The organism is Alitabrizicola rongguiensis (genome assembly GCF_021491355.1).
Taxonomy (GTDB): Bacteria; Pseudomonadota; Alphaproteobacteria; order Rhodobacterales; family Rhodobacteraceae; genus Aliitabrizicola; species Aliitabrizicola rongguiensis.
The window spans coordinates 272,371-286,912 of record NZ_JAKENF010000001.1 but is presented as its reverse complement, the minus strand read 5'-3'; the positions used below and the strand labels follow the sequence as shown (position 1 = coordinate 286,912).

Annotated in this window: 13 protein-coding genes; 9 read left to right on the top strand and 4 right to left on the bottom strand. The window is 64.4% G+C overall.

What is annotated here, in order from left to right; all coding sequences use genetic code 11:
• Nucleotides 1–2: 2 nt before the first annotated feature.
• The gene (locus L0V05_RS01395; protein WP_234869169.1) at nucleotides 3–2,138 is read left to right on the top strand and encodes a hypothetical protein; all 2,136 of its coding nucleotides are present in this window, start codon (nucleotides 3–5) and stop codon (nucleotides 2,136–2,138) included.
• Here L0V05_RS01395 and L0V05_RS01390 read toward each other — a convergent pair.
• Complete coding sequence (locus L0V05_RS01390; protein ID WP_234867677.1) at nucleotides 2,135–2,830, bottom strand: DUF599 domain-containing protein; 696 nt, start codon at nucleotides 2,828–2,830, stop codon at nucleotides 2,135–2,137. The two genes, L0V05_RS01395 and L0V05_RS01390, sit on opposite strands and share 4 nt — an antisense overlap.
• An 84-nt stretch (nucleotides 2,831–2,914) precedes the next feature.
• On the opposite strand from L0V05_RS01390, the gene L0V05_RS01385 reads away from it, so the two are divergent.
• The 6 genes from L0V05_RS01385 (at nucleotide 2,915) to L0V05_RS01360 (ending at nucleotide 9,122) form a co-directional block, all read left to right on the top strand.
• Entirely contained in the window at nucleotides 2,915–4,348 is a 1,434-nt protein-coding gene (locus L0V05_RS01385; protein ID WP_234867675.1) for an FAD-linked oxidase C-terminal domain-containing protein, read from the top strand.
• A 71-nt stretch (nucleotides 4,349–4,419) separates the two neighbouring features.
• Nucleotides 4,420–5,529, top strand: a complete 1,110-nt coding sequence (locus tag L0V05_RS01380) for an FAD-binding protein (RefSeq protein WP_234867672.1) — start codon at nucleotides 4,420–4,422, stop codon at nucleotides 5,527–5,529.
• Nucleotides 5,530–5,535: 6 nt separating this feature from the next.
• The gene (gene glcF, locus L0V05_RS01375; RefSeq protein WP_234867670.1) at nucleotides 5,536–6,831 is read left to right on the top strand and encodes a glycolate oxidase subunit GlcF; all 1,296 of its coding nucleotides are present in this window, start codon (nucleotides 5,536–5,538) and stop codon (nucleotides 6,829–6,831) included.
• Between the two features lie 50 nt (nucleotides 6,832–6,881).
• On the top strand, nucleotides 6,882–7,694 hold the full coding sequence (locus L0V05_RS01370) for a trypsin-like serine peptidase (protein ID WP_234867668.1): 813 nt from the start codon (nucleotides 6,882–6,884) through the stop codon (nucleotides 7,692–7,694).
• Nucleotides 7,691–8,524 carry a trypsin-like serine peptidase gene (locus tag L0V05_RS01365; RefSeq protein WP_234867666.1) on the top strand — a complete coding sequence of 278 codons (834 nt, stop codon included), beginning with the start codon at nucleotides 7,691–7,693 and terminating at the stop codon, nucleotides 8,522–8,524. Before L0V05_RS01370 ends, L0V05_RS01365 begins: the two co-directional genes overlap by 4 nt.
• A 133-nt stretch (nucleotides 8,525–8,657) precedes the next feature.
• Nucleotides 8,658–9,122: an Hsp20 family protein gene (locus L0V05_RS01360; RefSeq protein ID WP_234867664.1), complete on the top strand. Its 465-nt coding sequence runs from the start codon at nucleotides 8,658–8,660 to the stop codon at nucleotides 9,120–9,122.
• A 59-nt stretch (nucleotides 9,123–9,181) separates the two neighbouring features.
• On the opposite strand, the gene L0V05_RS01355 is transcribed toward L0V05_RS01360, so the two are convergent.
• Both L0V05_RS01355 and L0V05_RS01350 read right to left on the bottom strand, forming a co-directional pair.
• On the bottom strand, nucleotides 9,182–10,453 hold the full coding sequence (locus tag L0V05_RS01355) for a hemolysin family protein (RefSeq protein WP_234867659.1): 1,272 nt from the start codon (nucleotides 10,451–10,453) through the stop codon (nucleotides 9,182–9,184).
• Nucleotides 10,454–10,535: 82 nt separating this feature from the next.
• The gene (locus tag L0V05_RS01350; protein WP_234867657.1) at nucleotides 10,536–11,219 is read right to left on the bottom strand and encodes a Crp/Fnr family transcriptional regulator; all 684 of its coding nucleotides are present in this window, start codon (nucleotides 11,217–11,219) and stop codon (nucleotides 10,536–10,538) included.
• A 130-nt stretch (nucleotides 11,220–11,349) separates the two neighbouring features.
• Between L0V05_RS01350 and L0V05_RS01345 the strand changes: the two genes are divergently transcribed.
• On the top strand, nucleotides 11,350–12,930 hold the full coding sequence (locus L0V05_RS01345) for an arylsulfatase (RefSeq protein ID WP_234867655.1): 1,581 nt from the start codon (nucleotides 11,350–11,352) through the stop codon (nucleotides 12,928–12,930).
• 159 nt (nucleotides 12,931–13,089) lie between these two features.
• Nucleotides 13,090–14,058, top strand: a complete 969-nt coding sequence (locus L0V05_RS01340; protein ID WP_234867653.1) for an HAD family hydrolase — start codon at nucleotides 13,090–13,092, stop codon at nucleotides 14,056–14,058.
• A 31-nt stretch (nucleotides 14,059–14,089) separates the two neighbouring features.
• On the opposite strand, the gene L0V05_RS01335 is transcribed toward L0V05_RS01340, so the two are convergent.
• Nucleotides 14,090–14,449 (bottom strand): cupin domain-containing protein, encoded by a 360-nt coding sequence (locus L0V05_RS01335; protein ID WP_234867651.1) that lies wholly within the window; start codon nucleotides 14,447–14,449, stop codon nucleotides 14,090–14,092.
• Nucleotides 14,450–14,542 lie beyond the last annotated feature (93 nt).

The following is a 14,542-nucleotide window of genomic DNA, read 5'->3' as shown; positions in this document are numbered from 1 at the left end:
TTCTGAACGGCAGCATCATCTTCGATCCGCTGGTGCCCTGGTCTGTGCTCCTGGGCATATCGGCCCTGGCTGCGGCCGCTGTCGCGATTGCGCTCTGGCGAGGCCTGTCGGGCTGGTGGCTCAGGGCGTTGACAGCCCTGGTCCTGCTTGCTGCTCTCGCCAACCCCTCCTTCCAGCGTGAAGATCGGGCTCCGCTTTCCGATATCGTTCTGATCGTTGTCGATGACAGCGCCAGCCAGAAGATCGGCGACCGCCCGACACAGACGGCCGAGGCGCTCGCGGGGGTGGAGCGGGAACTTGCGTCGCTGGCCAATGTCGAGACACGTATCGTACGGGTTGCGGATGGCGAGGGTGACAAGGGCACGCTCCTGATGAACGGCCTCGCGCAGGCCCTTGCGGAAGAACCGCGCTCAAGGGTGGCGGGGGCAATCCTCATCACCGACGGACAGGTTCACGACATGTCGGCCGCGCCCCAGATGCCTGCGCCGGTTCATGTACTTCTGACCGGGCATGACCGCGACTGGGACCGGCGGCTGACGATCCGCAATGCCCCGGCTTTCGGCATCCTCGGCGAAGAGGTGTTTCTCAAGCTGAGGGTCGACGATGACGGTGCGGTTCCGGAAGGAGTCGAGCCTTTGGCCGCCCTGTCGATCTCGGTCGATGGCGAGACGCCACAGGTCTTTCCGATCCCAGTTGGTCAGGATCTGGAACTGCCGGTGAAGCTGCCCCATGGCGGAATGAACGTCCTGCAGTTCAGCATCCCGTCCGAGGAGGGCGAGCTGACCGACCGCAACAACGCCGCCGTCGTGCAGATCAATGGCGTCCGCGACCGGTTGAGGGTGCTTCTGGTCTCGGGCGAACCGCATGCCGGCGAGCGGGTCTGGCGCAATCTGCTGAAGTCTGATGCCAGCGTCGACCTCGTCCATTTCACCATCCTGCGCCCCCCGGAAAAGCAGGACGGGGTGCCAGTGACGGAACTGTCGCTGATTGCCTTTCCGACCCGCGAGCTGTTTGTCGCAAAGATCAACGAGTTCGACCTCATCATCTTCGACCGGTACCGCCAGCGCGGGATTCTGCCGAACTCCTACATCGAGAACGTCCGCGACTATGTCCGCAATGGCGGCACGGTTCTGATGGCGGCCGGTCCGGAATTCGGCACCGCCGACAGCCTGTATCGTTCGCCCCTTGCGGATATCCTGCCGGTTGTTCCCTCGGGCCGGGTGATCGAGGAGGGGTTCAAGCCAAGATTGACAGACCTTGGCCGGCGCCATCCCGTCACGCAGGGACTCGACTCTTTCAAGCCCGACGAGGGAGGGCAGGAAGCAGCCTCGCAACCCCCAGCCCAGGCCGCGACGCAAGAAGGCGAACCGCAATGGGGCCGCTGGTTCCGTCAGGTCGATGTCGAGGCGACGGGTGGCCAAGTGGTGATGGAGGGTGCCGAGGGGCGGCCGCTTCTGGTTCTGGACCGGGTGGACAAGGGACGGGTCGCGGTCCTTGCCTCGGACCATGCCTGGCTTTGGGGGCGCGGCTATGAAGGCGGGGGGCCGCAGCTGGAGCTTCTGCGACGGCTGGCGCACTGGATGCTGAAGGAGCCAGAGCTTGAGGAAGAACTCCTGTCAGCCACCGCCAAGGGGCAGACAATCACCATTACCCGCCACACGATCGGCGATCAGCCTGGTCCGGTCACTGTGACAGGGCCCGATGGCAAGCAGGTCGACGTGACGCTGACCGAAACGGCCCCGGGTGCCTATCAGGCCGACTGGCTGGCGCCGGGCCTTGGCCTTTACCGGTTCGTGCAAGGCGATCTCAAGACGGTGATCGCTGTCGGCCCCTCGGCCCCGCGGGAATTCGAACGCACGATTGCCGATGGCAGCATCCTGCAGCCCGTGGTCGAACCCGGACGCGGAGGGATTCTTCGGATCGAGGATGGCGTTCCCGATATCCGCGAGGTTTCGGCGAGTCGCGCTGCCGCCGGGCGGGGCTGGATCGGGATCACTCCGCGTGGTGCCTACATCACGCAGGACGTGCATGTGCAGCCGTTGTTGCCGGCCTGGGCCGCGTTGCTGATGGCGGCTTTGCTGGCCGTCGGGGCGTGGATGTGGGAGGGGCGGCGGTCGCCCACGATGCGTCCGGACTAGAGGTCGCGCTTCAGGATGATCTCGCGCGAGCGCGACGCGAATTCGCGACGGAAGAGCACACCGGCAGCAACGACTGTCGCCAGCATCAGCGGGACGGCTCCAAACAGCCAGGCAAGCGCGCCCAGGGCAAAGAAGATCGACCGCAGGCCGGAGTTGAAGGCCGCGGCTGCGGTGATGTTGACCTCGGCTGCCTGGCCGGCGCGATGATAGGCCAGCGGGTCGTTCGGGTCATTTGGCACTGAAGCCATCAGGATTGCGCAGTAACCGAAGAGCCGGTTCGACCAGATGAACTTCAGCAGCGCATTTGCCAGAAGCAGAAGGGGCAGGATCATGCGGATCTCCAGTGCGTCGGAGATGATGCCGGGCGTGATGTCACGGGCGACGCCTTCCAGCCGGTCGGAGTTGCCGAGCAGTGCGACACCCCCGCCAATCGCGATCATGCAGGCCGAGGCCAGGAAGGCCGTGCCCTGACGCAGGCTGTCGATCACCGTCGCATCGAAGATGCGTGGCTGCCGCGTTACGAATTGCCGCATCCAGTCGCGCCGGTAGTCGGCCATCAGCACCGAAACCGAGGGACGCCCCGCCGGGGGATGCTCGGTCAGCCGCCCGGTCACCAGCCAGGCGATCACCAGCAGCAGAACTGCAGCGATGTCGAGATAACTGAGACTGGCAAAGAAGGGCGGTAGAGACATAGACTGACTCTACAACCGGTCGGGCTGCCTTGCCAGTCGCCTGGATTGGTAATAATTTCTTACCGGATTCAAGGGAGAGCGACGATGCAGATGCCGGTGCCCGATGCCAGGCTCCTTGACCGCAAGTCGGCGATCGTCGCCCGTCTACGCGCGGCCTTGCCTGCGGATGCCGTGATCGATGCTCCGACCGAAACCCGCGCCTATGAATGCGACGGGCTGACCGCCTATCGTTGCCCGCCGCTCGCCGTCGTTTTGCCGCGCAGCACGGCCGAAGTATCGGCGGTCCTCGCCATTTGCCACGATGAGCGGGTACCGGTGGTGCCGCGCGGTTCCGGAACATCACTGGCAGGTGGGGCACTGCCTACAGCTGACAGCGTGATCCTGGGCGTGGCGCGGCTGAACGCCGTGATCGAGACGAATTACGCCGACAGATACATCCGCGTGCAGAGCGGCCGTACGAACCTTTCGGTGACCGGCGCAGTCGAGGCGGACGGCTTCTTCTATGCGCCCGATCCGTCCAGCCAGCTCGCCTGCGCCATTGCCGGCAACATCGCGATGAACTCCGGCGGAGCGCATTGCCTGAAGTACGGGGTGACGACCAACAACCTTCTGGGCGTGACGCTGGTGCAGATGGACGGCACCGTGGTCGAGCTTGGCGGGCCGTGGATGGATCCGGGCGGGCTAGACCTTCTGGGTGTCGTCTGCGGTTCGGAAGGCCAGCTTGGCGTCGTGACCGAGGCCACGCTTCGCATCCTGCCCAAGCCCGAAGGCGCGCGGCCGGTACTGATGGGCTTCGCCTCGAACGAGGTGGCAGGGGCCTGCGTCAGCGACATCATCAAGGCGGGCATCCTGCCCGTCGCGATCGAATTCATGGATCGTCCCTGTATCCGGGCCTGCGAGGATTTCGCCCATGCGGGCTATCCGGACTGCGAGGCGCTTCTGATCGTCGAGGTCGAGGGCTCGGAAGCCGAGATCGATGACCAGCTGGGACGGATCATGGAAATTGCCCGGCGGCACGATCCGGTCGAGCTCCGCGAAAGCCGGAGCGAAGAGGAGAGCCGGCGCATCTGGCTCGGGCGGAAATCGGCCTTCGGGGCGATGGGGCAGATCAACGATTACATGTGCCTCGACGGGACCATTCCGGTCTCGGCCCTGCCGCTGGTGCTCCGCCGGATCGGCGAGATGAGCCGCGAATTCGGGTTGGATGTGGCGAATGTCTTCCATGCCGGCGATGGCAACATGCACCCGCTGATCCTGTTCGATGCCAGCAAGCCCGGCGACCTTGAACGCTGCGAGGATTTTGGTGCGGCGATCCTGAGGCTTTGCGTCGAGGTCGGTGGCTGCCTGACCGGCGAGCACGGGGTCGGGGTCGAGAAACGCGACCTGATGAGTGTGCAGTTCTCGACCGCCGACATGGAAGCGCAGATGCGGGTCAAGGACGTGTTCGATCCGTCCTGGCTGATGAACCCGGCCAAGGTGTTTCCGCTGGAGCTGACGGCCGGGCGGCGCGCGGGTTGAGAGGGCGGAAGCGGGGATTTCACACCCCCGCACCCCCGTGGGATATTTGTGAACAGAAGAAGCAGGGGCAGATGCGTCCGCAGTCCGAGACCGAACTGGCCGAATTGATCCGCTCCGCGAATGGCCCATTGGCAATCCGGGGTGGCGGGACCCGGATGATCGGGCGGGCAGCATCAGGTGAGAGGCTTGAGACCGTCGAGCTTTCGAGCATCCGCCTTTACGAGCCGGGCGCGCTGACACTGGTGGCCGGGGCGGGCACGCCGCTGGCGGAGATTGAGGCGGTGCTGGCGGCGGAAGGCCAGCGGCTGCCCTTCGAACCCCCGGATATGCGCGGCCTTCTGGGGAGCGAGGGGCAATCCACCATCGGCGGGGTCGTTGCCGCCAATGCCTCAGGTCCTCGCCGGGTGCAGGCGGGTGCCTGCCGCGACAGCCTGATCGGGGTGCGCTTCGTCGACGGAAGCGGCACCATCGTGAAGAACGGCGGACGGGTGATGAAGAACGTCACCGGCTATGACCTCGTGAAGCTCGTGGCGGGCAGCTACGGCACCCTCGGCGTCTTGAGTGAGGTGAGCTTCAAGGTGCTCCCCGCGCCTGAAGCCGAGGCGACGCTGCTGCTCTCCGATCTCGATCCGGTCCGGGCGGTCGAGGCCATGTCGGCGGCGCTTGGCTCGCCCTTCGAGGTGACGGGCGCGGCCCGTCAGGTCGATGGAACGACCGCGTTCCGGGTCGAAGGGCTGGATCTGTCGGTGCGCTATCGTGTCGGGCGGTTGACGGAGTTACTGGGCCGGTGGGGCGATCCGCAAGTGGAATTGGGCACCGCATCGGCCGGGCGATGGGCAGAGATCCGCGATGTGAAGGCCTTTCATGGGCGGGAGGGGGACGTCTGGCGGTTGTCGGTCGCCCCGTCAACAGCACCCGGGCTGCTGGATCGGCTTGACGCAGAGGCGCTGCAGCTTGACTGGGGGGGCGGCCTGATCTGGGCCCTGGTCAGCGAGGGAACCGACCTGCGTGCGCGTCTCGGCCCCATCGCCGGCCATGCGACGCTGGTGCGGGCCTCCGAGCCGATCCGTGCGATGATCCCGGCCTTTCCACCCGAGGCGCCACCGATTGCGGCGCTTACACGCGGCCTCAGGGCGAGATTCGACCCGCGCGGCATCCTGAACCCCGGCCTGATGGACTAAGCCCCGATGCAGACGAACTTCACCCCCGAACAGTTGGCCGATCCGGGCATCGCGCGCGCGAACGAAATCTTGCGCACCTGTGTGCATTGCGGATTCTGCACCGCGACTTGTCCGACCTATCAAGTGCTGGGCGACGAACTCGACAGCCCGCGCGGGCGCATCTACCTCATCAAGGACATGCTGGAGCAGGGGCGTCCGGCGGACGAAAAGACGGTAAAGCACATCGACCGCTGCCTGTCCTGCCTCGCCTGCATGACAACCTGCCCCTCGGGCGTGCACTACATGCATCTGGTCGATCATGCCCGGGCCCATATCGAGAAGACCTATCGGCGCCCCTTGTCCGACCGCATCCTGCGCTGGACTCTGGCCAAGGTTATTCCGCACCCGACGCGCTTTCGCATCGCCCTCCTGGGCGCCCGCCTTGGACGGCCCATTGCCAGGCTGATCCCCGATCGGCGGATCAGGGCGATGCTTGCCATGGCGCCGGATCACCTGCCGTCGGTCAGTCGCAACGACGATCCCCAGGTCTTTGCCGCGGAAGGCCCCCGCAGGATGCGCGTCGCGCTGATGACCGGCTGCGCACAGAAGGCGCTGAACACCGACATCAACGATGCGACGATCCGGCTTCTGCGGCGGCTTGGCTGCGAGGTGGTGATCGCGAAGGGGCAGGGCTGCTGCGGGGCGCTGACCCATCACATGGGCCGCGAGCATGAGGCCCATGCGACCGCGGCCCGCATGATCGCGGCCTACACTGCCGAGATCCGCAGCGGGGGTCTGGATGCCATCGTCATCAATACCTCGGGCTGCGGCACGACCGTGAAGGACTATGGCCATATGTTCCGCAACGATCCGCTCGCGACGGAGGCGGCAGAGGTCTCGGCGCGCGCGCTCGATGTCTCGGAGCTTCTGGTGAAGCTGGGCCTGCCATCAGGGGCGCCAAAAGGGCTGCGGGTCGCTTATCATGCGGCCTGTTCCCTGCAACACGGCCAGAAGGTGAAGACCGCGCCGAAAGACCTGCTGAAGCAGACCGGCTTCGAGGTTGTCGAACCGGCGGACAGTCACCTGTGCTGCGGCTCGGCGGGTACCTACAACCTGCTTCAGCCCGAGATTTCCGGGGAACTCAGGGCGAGGAAGGTCGCGACCATCGAGGCACGCAGCCCGCAGGTTATCGCCGCGGGAAACATCGGCTGCATGATGCAGATCGGGTCGGGGACCACGATTCCCGTGGTGCATACGGTCGAGCTGCTGGATTGGGCGACCGGAGGGCCACAGCCGCGTGCGCTTGTGAACACGCGGCCTTAAATCTGCCTCAACATGCGGCTACTCCTGTAAGGGACGAGCGGAGTCCCTCAATGCGCCCTGCCTTTCTGACTGTCCTGCTGGCCCTGTTCCTGCCGGTGGCTGCCCTTGCGGACGAGAGTCCGCTTCGGAGGCTTCAGACGGGGGATGACAGTCGAGGGTGGAATGCCGTCGGACGGCTCAATCTGGGCGATCGCGGCTTCTGCACCGGCACCTTGATCGCACCGCAACTGGTGCTGACGGCGGCCCATTGCATGTTCGACAAGGAAAGTGGTCGCGCCTTCACGGCGGATGAGATCGAGTTTTTGGCAGGGTGGCGCAACGGTCGCGCCGAGGCCTATCGCGGCATCCGGCGCATGGTCGTGCATCCCGAATACACCTTCGATGCGGTCAATCGGCTGGATCGCGTGGGAACCGATCTGGCGCTGCTTGAACTGGATCAGCCAATCCGTCTGCCGTCCATCGCGCCTTTCGGCACGGGACCGCAGCCACTCGACGGCGACGCGGTCGGTGTCGTTTCCTATGCCCAGGACCGGTCCGAGGCGCCTTCGCTCCAGCAGTTGTGCCATGTTCTTGGTGAACAGCCGGGGGTGCTGGTCCTGACCTGCGATGTCGACTTCGGATCGTCCGGCGCGCCGGTCTTCGCGCTGAAGGACGGGGTCGAACAGGTCGTTTCGGTCATTTCGGCGAAGGCCGAACTCGATGGGCGCAAGGTCGCGCTTGGCGTTTCGCTGGAGGAACCGCTTGGCGTGGTCATGGCCGCGCTTGAGGGGACCGCGCCGGCATTGCCACGGTCTGGCGCCAAGGTGATCTCGCTTTCGGGGGGCACCGCGGGGGGCGCCAAGTTCATTTCGGCGTCGCCATGACAAGGCTGCGGGTGCTGCTCGCATTCGCCTGTCTGGCGTTTCCCTCGATCGCAGCGGCCAATTCAGGTCTGGACCAACTCAGCCGCCGAGACGAGGTGTTGGGATGGGAAGCGGTCGGCAGGGTCGAGATCGGAAATGAAGGTTTCTGCACCGGCACGCTGATCGCCACCGATCTGGTCCTGACTGCGGCCCATTGCCTTTTCCATCGCGAGACGGGCCAACCCGTCGACGTGGGAACGATCCGGTTTCGTGCCGGTTTGAGCGGCGATGAGGTGGTGGCGGAATCGGGCGTCCTTCGGGCGGTGGCGCTACCGGATTATGATCCGGCTGGCCCGACGAATGAACAGAACATCCGCAACGACCTTGCACTCTTGCAACTGGCGCAGGCCATTCCGGCGGCCGTCGCCGCCCCCTTCGCTGTATCCGATGCGGCAAGCGTGACGGAGGTCAGCGTCGTTTCCTATGCGATCGGGCGCGAGCAGGCATTGTCCTGGCAGCGGTCCTGCGGCGTGATCGGACAAAGAGACGGGCTGATCGGCTTCAACTGCGATGTCGATTTCGGATCCTCGGGCGCGCCGGTCTTCGATCGCAGCGGCAACCTGGCACGGATCGTGTCGATCATCTCGGCAGGGCATCGCGATGCCGATGGGGTTGTGGCCTTCGGTATGGCTCTGCCCGACGGAATTGCTGAACTGAAGGCAGACCTGCGCAGTGGAAAAGGGGTGCTGATGTCCACGGCACCTGCAACCGCCTCATCTGCGCCGACCATCCGCCGGATCGGCGTGGCGTCTGACCCAAGCACGACAGGCGCGCGGTTCATCAAGCCCTGACGGGGCGGCGGCCCTTGAAACCGCCGATCGCACATCCCAGATCGTTGCTATCCGGATGCCATGACGGGTCCGGAAAAGCCCAATGCCTGTCCCGCAAGGGAAGGTTCCTGAACATCGCTCAATGAGGATGAATATGCGTACATTTGATCTCGCCCCGCTGTATCGCGCCACTGTCGGCTTCGACCGTATCGCCGACCTGATGGATCGCGTTCTGGCCAGCGACGTGGCCCAACCCGCCTATCCCCCCTACAACATCGAAAAGATCGACGAGAACGCCTATCGCATCTCGATCGCTGTCGCCGGCTTTTCGGCTGACGAGCTGAATGCCGAGGTGAAGGACGGCGCGCTGATCGTTTCGGCCCGCAAGGCCGCCGATGAAACCGAACGGACCTTCCTGCATCGTGGCATCGCGACCCGTGCCTTTGAGCGCCGCTTCGCGCTGGCCGACCATGTTCGCGTCACCGGCGCGAGCCATGAGCTAGGCATGCTGCATATCGACCTCGTGCGCGAGACCCCCGAGGCGCTGAAACCGCGCCGCATCGAGATCTCGAAGCGCGCCGATGTCGAAGCCAAGGCTGTTGAAGCCGAAACGGTCTGATCGTTCAGAGCTTGATCGCAAGGCGCGCCCGTTCGGGCGCGCCTTGTTGCTTCGGCGGCTTACTCCCGGGCAACGAGAAGCTTGTCGATCCGTCGGTCGTCAAGGTCGATGACCTCGATCCGCCAGCCATGTAGCGAAATCTTGTCGCCGAGCGCCGGCATCCGCAGCAGATGTTGGATCACCAGGCCCGCGACGGTCTCATAGTCGCCCGCCTCCTCGCGCGGGATGTTGAACCTGTCGCAGAACTCGTCTGCCGGCATCCAGCCCGAAATCAGGAACGATCCGTCGTCCCGCTGGACCAGCGCCGGCTCTTCGGCCACGGCCTCGCGGAAGGTGCCGGTGATCGCCTCGAGGATATCGCCTGTGGTGATGATGCCTTCGAAGCTACCGTATTCGTCATACACGAGCGCCAGGTGATTGGGCGAGGCGCGCAGGATCTCGATCACGTCCAGCGCATCGGCGCGGTCGGACACGACTGGAACCTCGCGCATCATTTCTTTCAGGTTCAATGGTTTGCCCTGCGACAGAGCGGCGAAGGCGTCGGTCAGATAGAGGACTCCGATCACCTCTTCCGCGCCGCGCCGAACCGGAATGCGCGGGCGGCCGATGCGGCGAATCTCAGACAGGACCTCGGAGGTGGGCGCGTCTATGTCGAGCGTCTCGACCTCGCGCCGGGGAGTCATGAGCGCGCGGGCGGACCGGTCGGCGAGCCGCATCACGCCCGAAAGCATTTCCTGCTCCTCGGTTTCGATCACCCCCTCGACATGGGCTTCGGCCAGGATGGTCCGCACTTCTTCCTCGGTGACGCGCGACTTTGACACGCCTCCCTGGCCGAGCAGGCGCAAGATCAGCCGCCCGGAGAAATCCAGCAGCCAGACCAGAGGGGCAGCCACGCGTGACACCCAGACCATCGCCGGGGCCACGCGTACTGCGACGGCTTCGGGGTTGCGCAGCGCGATCTGCTTGGGGACGAGTTCCCCGACGATGAGTGAAAGGTAGGTCAGCACCAGGACAACGCCCCCGACGCCCAGCCTGTCTGCCCAGAGTGCAGGAACGCCGTGGTTGGCAAGCCAGAGCGAAAAGCGCGCGCCAAGCGTGGCCCCCGAGAAGGCCCCCGACAACACGCCGACCAATGTGATGCCGATCTGCACGGCCGAGAGGAACCGCCCCGGATCCCCGCCCAGCTGAAGTGCAGCCTTCGCGCCCAGGCTGCCACCCTCTGCCAATGGCTTCAGACGGGCCGGACGAGACGAGACCACGGCCAGTTCCGACATGGACAACGCGCCATTCAGCAGGATCAGCGCCATGACAATCAGGATTTCGGTGATCACGCGGCAAACTCGGCTGCTGACTGCAGGACCCGGAACACTAAGACAACCGGGGGAGAGTTCAACGTCAATCGGAACATCGGATTCAGGGCTCGTTACAGAAGACTTCAAGCGCCTGTCGGTCGCGCACGATGATCGAACCGTATTTCTGTTCGATTGCGCCGCATTCCTCTAGGCTGCCGAGAGCGCGGCGTAGCGACGAGCGGTTCATTCCGATCAGGCGGGCAAGGTCATGCTGGCTGGCCTCAACGCGCACGTCTCTTGCGGAAAGGCGCAACAGAACGCGCGACAGACGGGCGCGAGAAGACAAAGAAAGCGCTTCGGCCAGGAGCTGGACCGCAGTTCCCGAATTCTGCAGGCTAAGCGCGCAGAAGCCTGGCCAAAGCTCCGGCTGGCGGTCGAGCAGACTGCGCAGCGCGACCCCCGGTACGCGGAACAGCCGGCAGGGGGTGGCCGCGTGCAGCGAGATGATGCGGGGTAACCGCGCCAGGACGGCCGCCTCGCCAATCCAAAAGCCAAGTTCGGCCCGATACACGGTGACCTCTTCCTCACCGACCAGCGGCAGCGTCACCTCGACTGCGCCTTCGCCAAGGCCATAGAGCGCATCGGCGGGATCACCAAAGGAGTAGATCGTCTGACCCCGGTCGTAGGTCTTCCAGCGACCGTTGCGTGCGATCCAGTCGCGCAGGGCGTCTGGCTGTTCGGCCAACCAGCCCCGCTCGGCCAGAACCCCTAGGACCGCGGCCGATGATGGGGCAAATTGGTTCAAAGCCGTCAGTCCTCCAGTTTCGCGTAAGGTAACAATCGACTCGGTGGTCGTGCAATGCCGAAGTCCCGTTGCGGTCTTCGGCAGCGCTGTGCGCTTTTTTGGCAGATGCCTTTCAGAGGGGAGAAATGGAATGCGATCATGGAGACGAGCCTTGAGACTTGGCGCGATCACCGGGGCGGCGTTGTTTGTCCTGCCCATGGTCGCGATCGCCCAGGACAAACCGAACATTGTCGTCATTTGGGGTGATGACATCGGCCAGTTCAACATCAGCGCCTACAACAACGGCATGATGGGTTACAAGACGCCCAACATCGACAGCATCGCCGAGGAAGGCGCACTTTTCACTGACTGGTATGGCCAGCAAAGCTGCACCGCCGGTCGCGCCGCCTTCGTCACCGGCCAGTCGCCGATCCGCACCGGGCTGACCAAGGTCGGCCTGCCGGGCGCGCCCGAAGGCATGATGATCCAAGACCCGACCATCGCCGGGTTGCTCAAGCCGCTCGGCTATGTCACCGGGCAATTCGGCAAGAACCACCTGGGCGACCGCGACGAGATGCTGCCGACCAACAATGGTTTCGATGAGTTCTTCGGCAATCTCTATCACCTGAACGCCGAGGAAGAGCCCGAGAATCCGGACTACCCGGCAGATCTGGTGATGCCCGATGGCCGCACTTTCAAGGAAGCCTTTGGCCCGCGCGGTGTGATCCATTCCTGGGCGATGCCCGACGGAACCCAGAAGATCGAGGATACCGGACCGCTCACCCGCAAGCGGATGGAGACGATCGACCAGGAAGTCACCGACAAGGCGCTTGCCTTCATGGACAAGGCCCATGCCGACGGCAAGCCGATGTTCGTGTGGTACAACACCACGCGCATGCACATCTTCACCCACCTCAAGCCCGAATCCCAAGGTGTCACGGGACTTGGTGTCTATGCGGACGGCATGGTGGAAACGGATGGAATGGTCGGGCAGATCCTCCAGAAGATCAAGGATCTGGGGATCGAGGACAACACCATCGTCATGTACTCGACCGACAACGGCGCCGAGACCTTCACCTGGCCCGATGGCGGCACGACCATGTTCAGGGGCGAGAAGAACACGCCATGGGAAGGGGGCTACCGGGTTCCCGCAATGATCCGCTGGCCGGGCGTCATCAAGCCGGGCACGGTCATCAACGACATCGGCGCACATGAAGACATGTTGCCGACGCTTCTGGCCGCCGCGGGCGACCCCAACGTCAAGGAAGAGCTGCTCAAGGGCGAAACCATCAACGGCCGCGACTACAAGGTGCATCTTGACGGCTACGATCTGGGCCCGGCGCTGAAGGGGGCTGGGGAATGGCCGCGCAAGGAGTTCATCTATTGGACGGATGACGGCTCGGTCGCGGCGCTGCGCTACGGTCCGTGGAAGATCAGCTTCCTGGAGCAGCAGGCCGAAGGTCTGAAGGTCTGGCAGGAACCCTTTGTGGAACTCCGTGCCCCTGTCATCACCAACCTGCGCATGGACCCGTTCGAGCGGGCCCGTTCCGAAGATGCCATGGGTTACCAGCGCTGGTACATGGAGCGGATGTTCCTCATCGCCCCGGCAGGAGCCTATGTCGGACAGTGGCTGCAAAGCTTCAAGGACTTCCCGCCGCGGCAGAAACCGGGCAGCTTCAACCTGAGCCGGGTGATGGAAGCCGTGACCGCAGGCAGCCCGGGCAACCAGTAGCCGGTCGGACTTGCCTCAAAGGCAAGTTCGGCTGAAATGAACGGGATGCGGGGCGTAGTCCCTCGCGCTTCCGGTCCTGACATGACGCCCCGGGTTCTTCCCGGGGCGTCGCACCATTATGGTCCATCCCTGACCTTTTGACTGGGAAAGGAGATCCTGATGTTTCGGCTGATTGCCCTGCTTGTTCTCGCTGCCGGCCCGCTTTGGGCGCAATCTTCTGCGCTGCCATCGTGGAACGATACGGCCACCCGCGCTGCGATACTCGATTTCATCGACGAGACGACCGACCCCAAGGCCGCGACCTTTGTCCAGCCAAAGGATCGCATCGCCGTTTTCGACAACGACGGCACGCTCTGGGCAGAACAGCCGGTGTATTTCCAGTTCCTCTTCGCGCTCGACCGGGCCAAGGCGCTTGCCGGTGCCGATCCGCAATGGGCGAAGACGCCCGCGTTGAAGGCCGCAGCGGCTGGCGATGTGAAGGCCCTTCTCGAAGGGGGTGAGGCAGCCCTGGTCGAAGTGATGGCCGCAACCCATTCCGGCATGACGGTCGAGGACTTCAGCCGCGAGGCCGGGGAATGGGTGCGCACCGCCAGGCACCCGACCAAGGACCGCACTTACATCGACATGACCTACCAGCCGATGCTGGAACTGCTGGCCTATCTGCGCGAGAGCGGCTTTTCCACCTACATCGTCTCGGGCGGCGGCGTGGACTTCATGCGCGGCTTCACCGACGAAGCCTATGGCGTGCCTTCGCCCAATGTCGTCGGCTCGCTCGGCAAGGCGACCTACCAGATGGTCGACGGCAAACCGCAGGTGATGAAGGACCCCGGCATCGCCTTCATCGACGACAAGGAAGGCAAGCCGATCGGCATCATGCGCTCGATCGGCCAGCGGCCGATCTTTGCAGCCGGCAATTCCGATGGCGATTACCAGATGCTCGACTGGACGACCTCTGCCGACGGCCCCCGCTTCGGGATCATCATCCACCATACCGACGCGGCGCGGGAATGGGCCTATGACCGCGACAGCAAGATCGGGCGGCTGGACAAGGCGCTGACCGATGCGCTGGCAAAGGGCTGGGTCGTGGTGGACATGGCGAAGGACTGGAAGACGGTCTTCGCCGAGTAGGGCGGCCGGACGGGCCGCCCTGCCAGATGGATCAGTCCTGGTTCACAACGAAGTCGAAGTGCTTGCGCACATATTCTTCGATCTTCCAGGTGCCCTTGAAATCCTTCTCGACCACGAAGGCATCGCCTGCTTTCACCGTCACCGGCGTGCCACCATCCGGCGTGATGACGATGCGTCCGGTGATGAGGACGACATATTCGTAGGCGGTGTAGGTCGCGTGATAGCTGCCGGGGCTGCATTCCCAGATTCCCGACACCATCGCCCCGTCCTTCGACGTGTGAAGGACCCAGGTCTTCATTGAGGGGTTGCCCTCGGTCTTGATCCAGCCGTCCAGATCGGCGGTCGAGGGTTCCAGACCGGCAGTATCCGGCAGTTTCACGATGCTTTGCATTCTGTCCTCCAGGCGGATTGCCGCGTCACCCTGCCAGAGAGCCTCTCGGATCGTCCGTCCACCCCGCGACCCTTTCCGGCTCGTTTCAGCCAC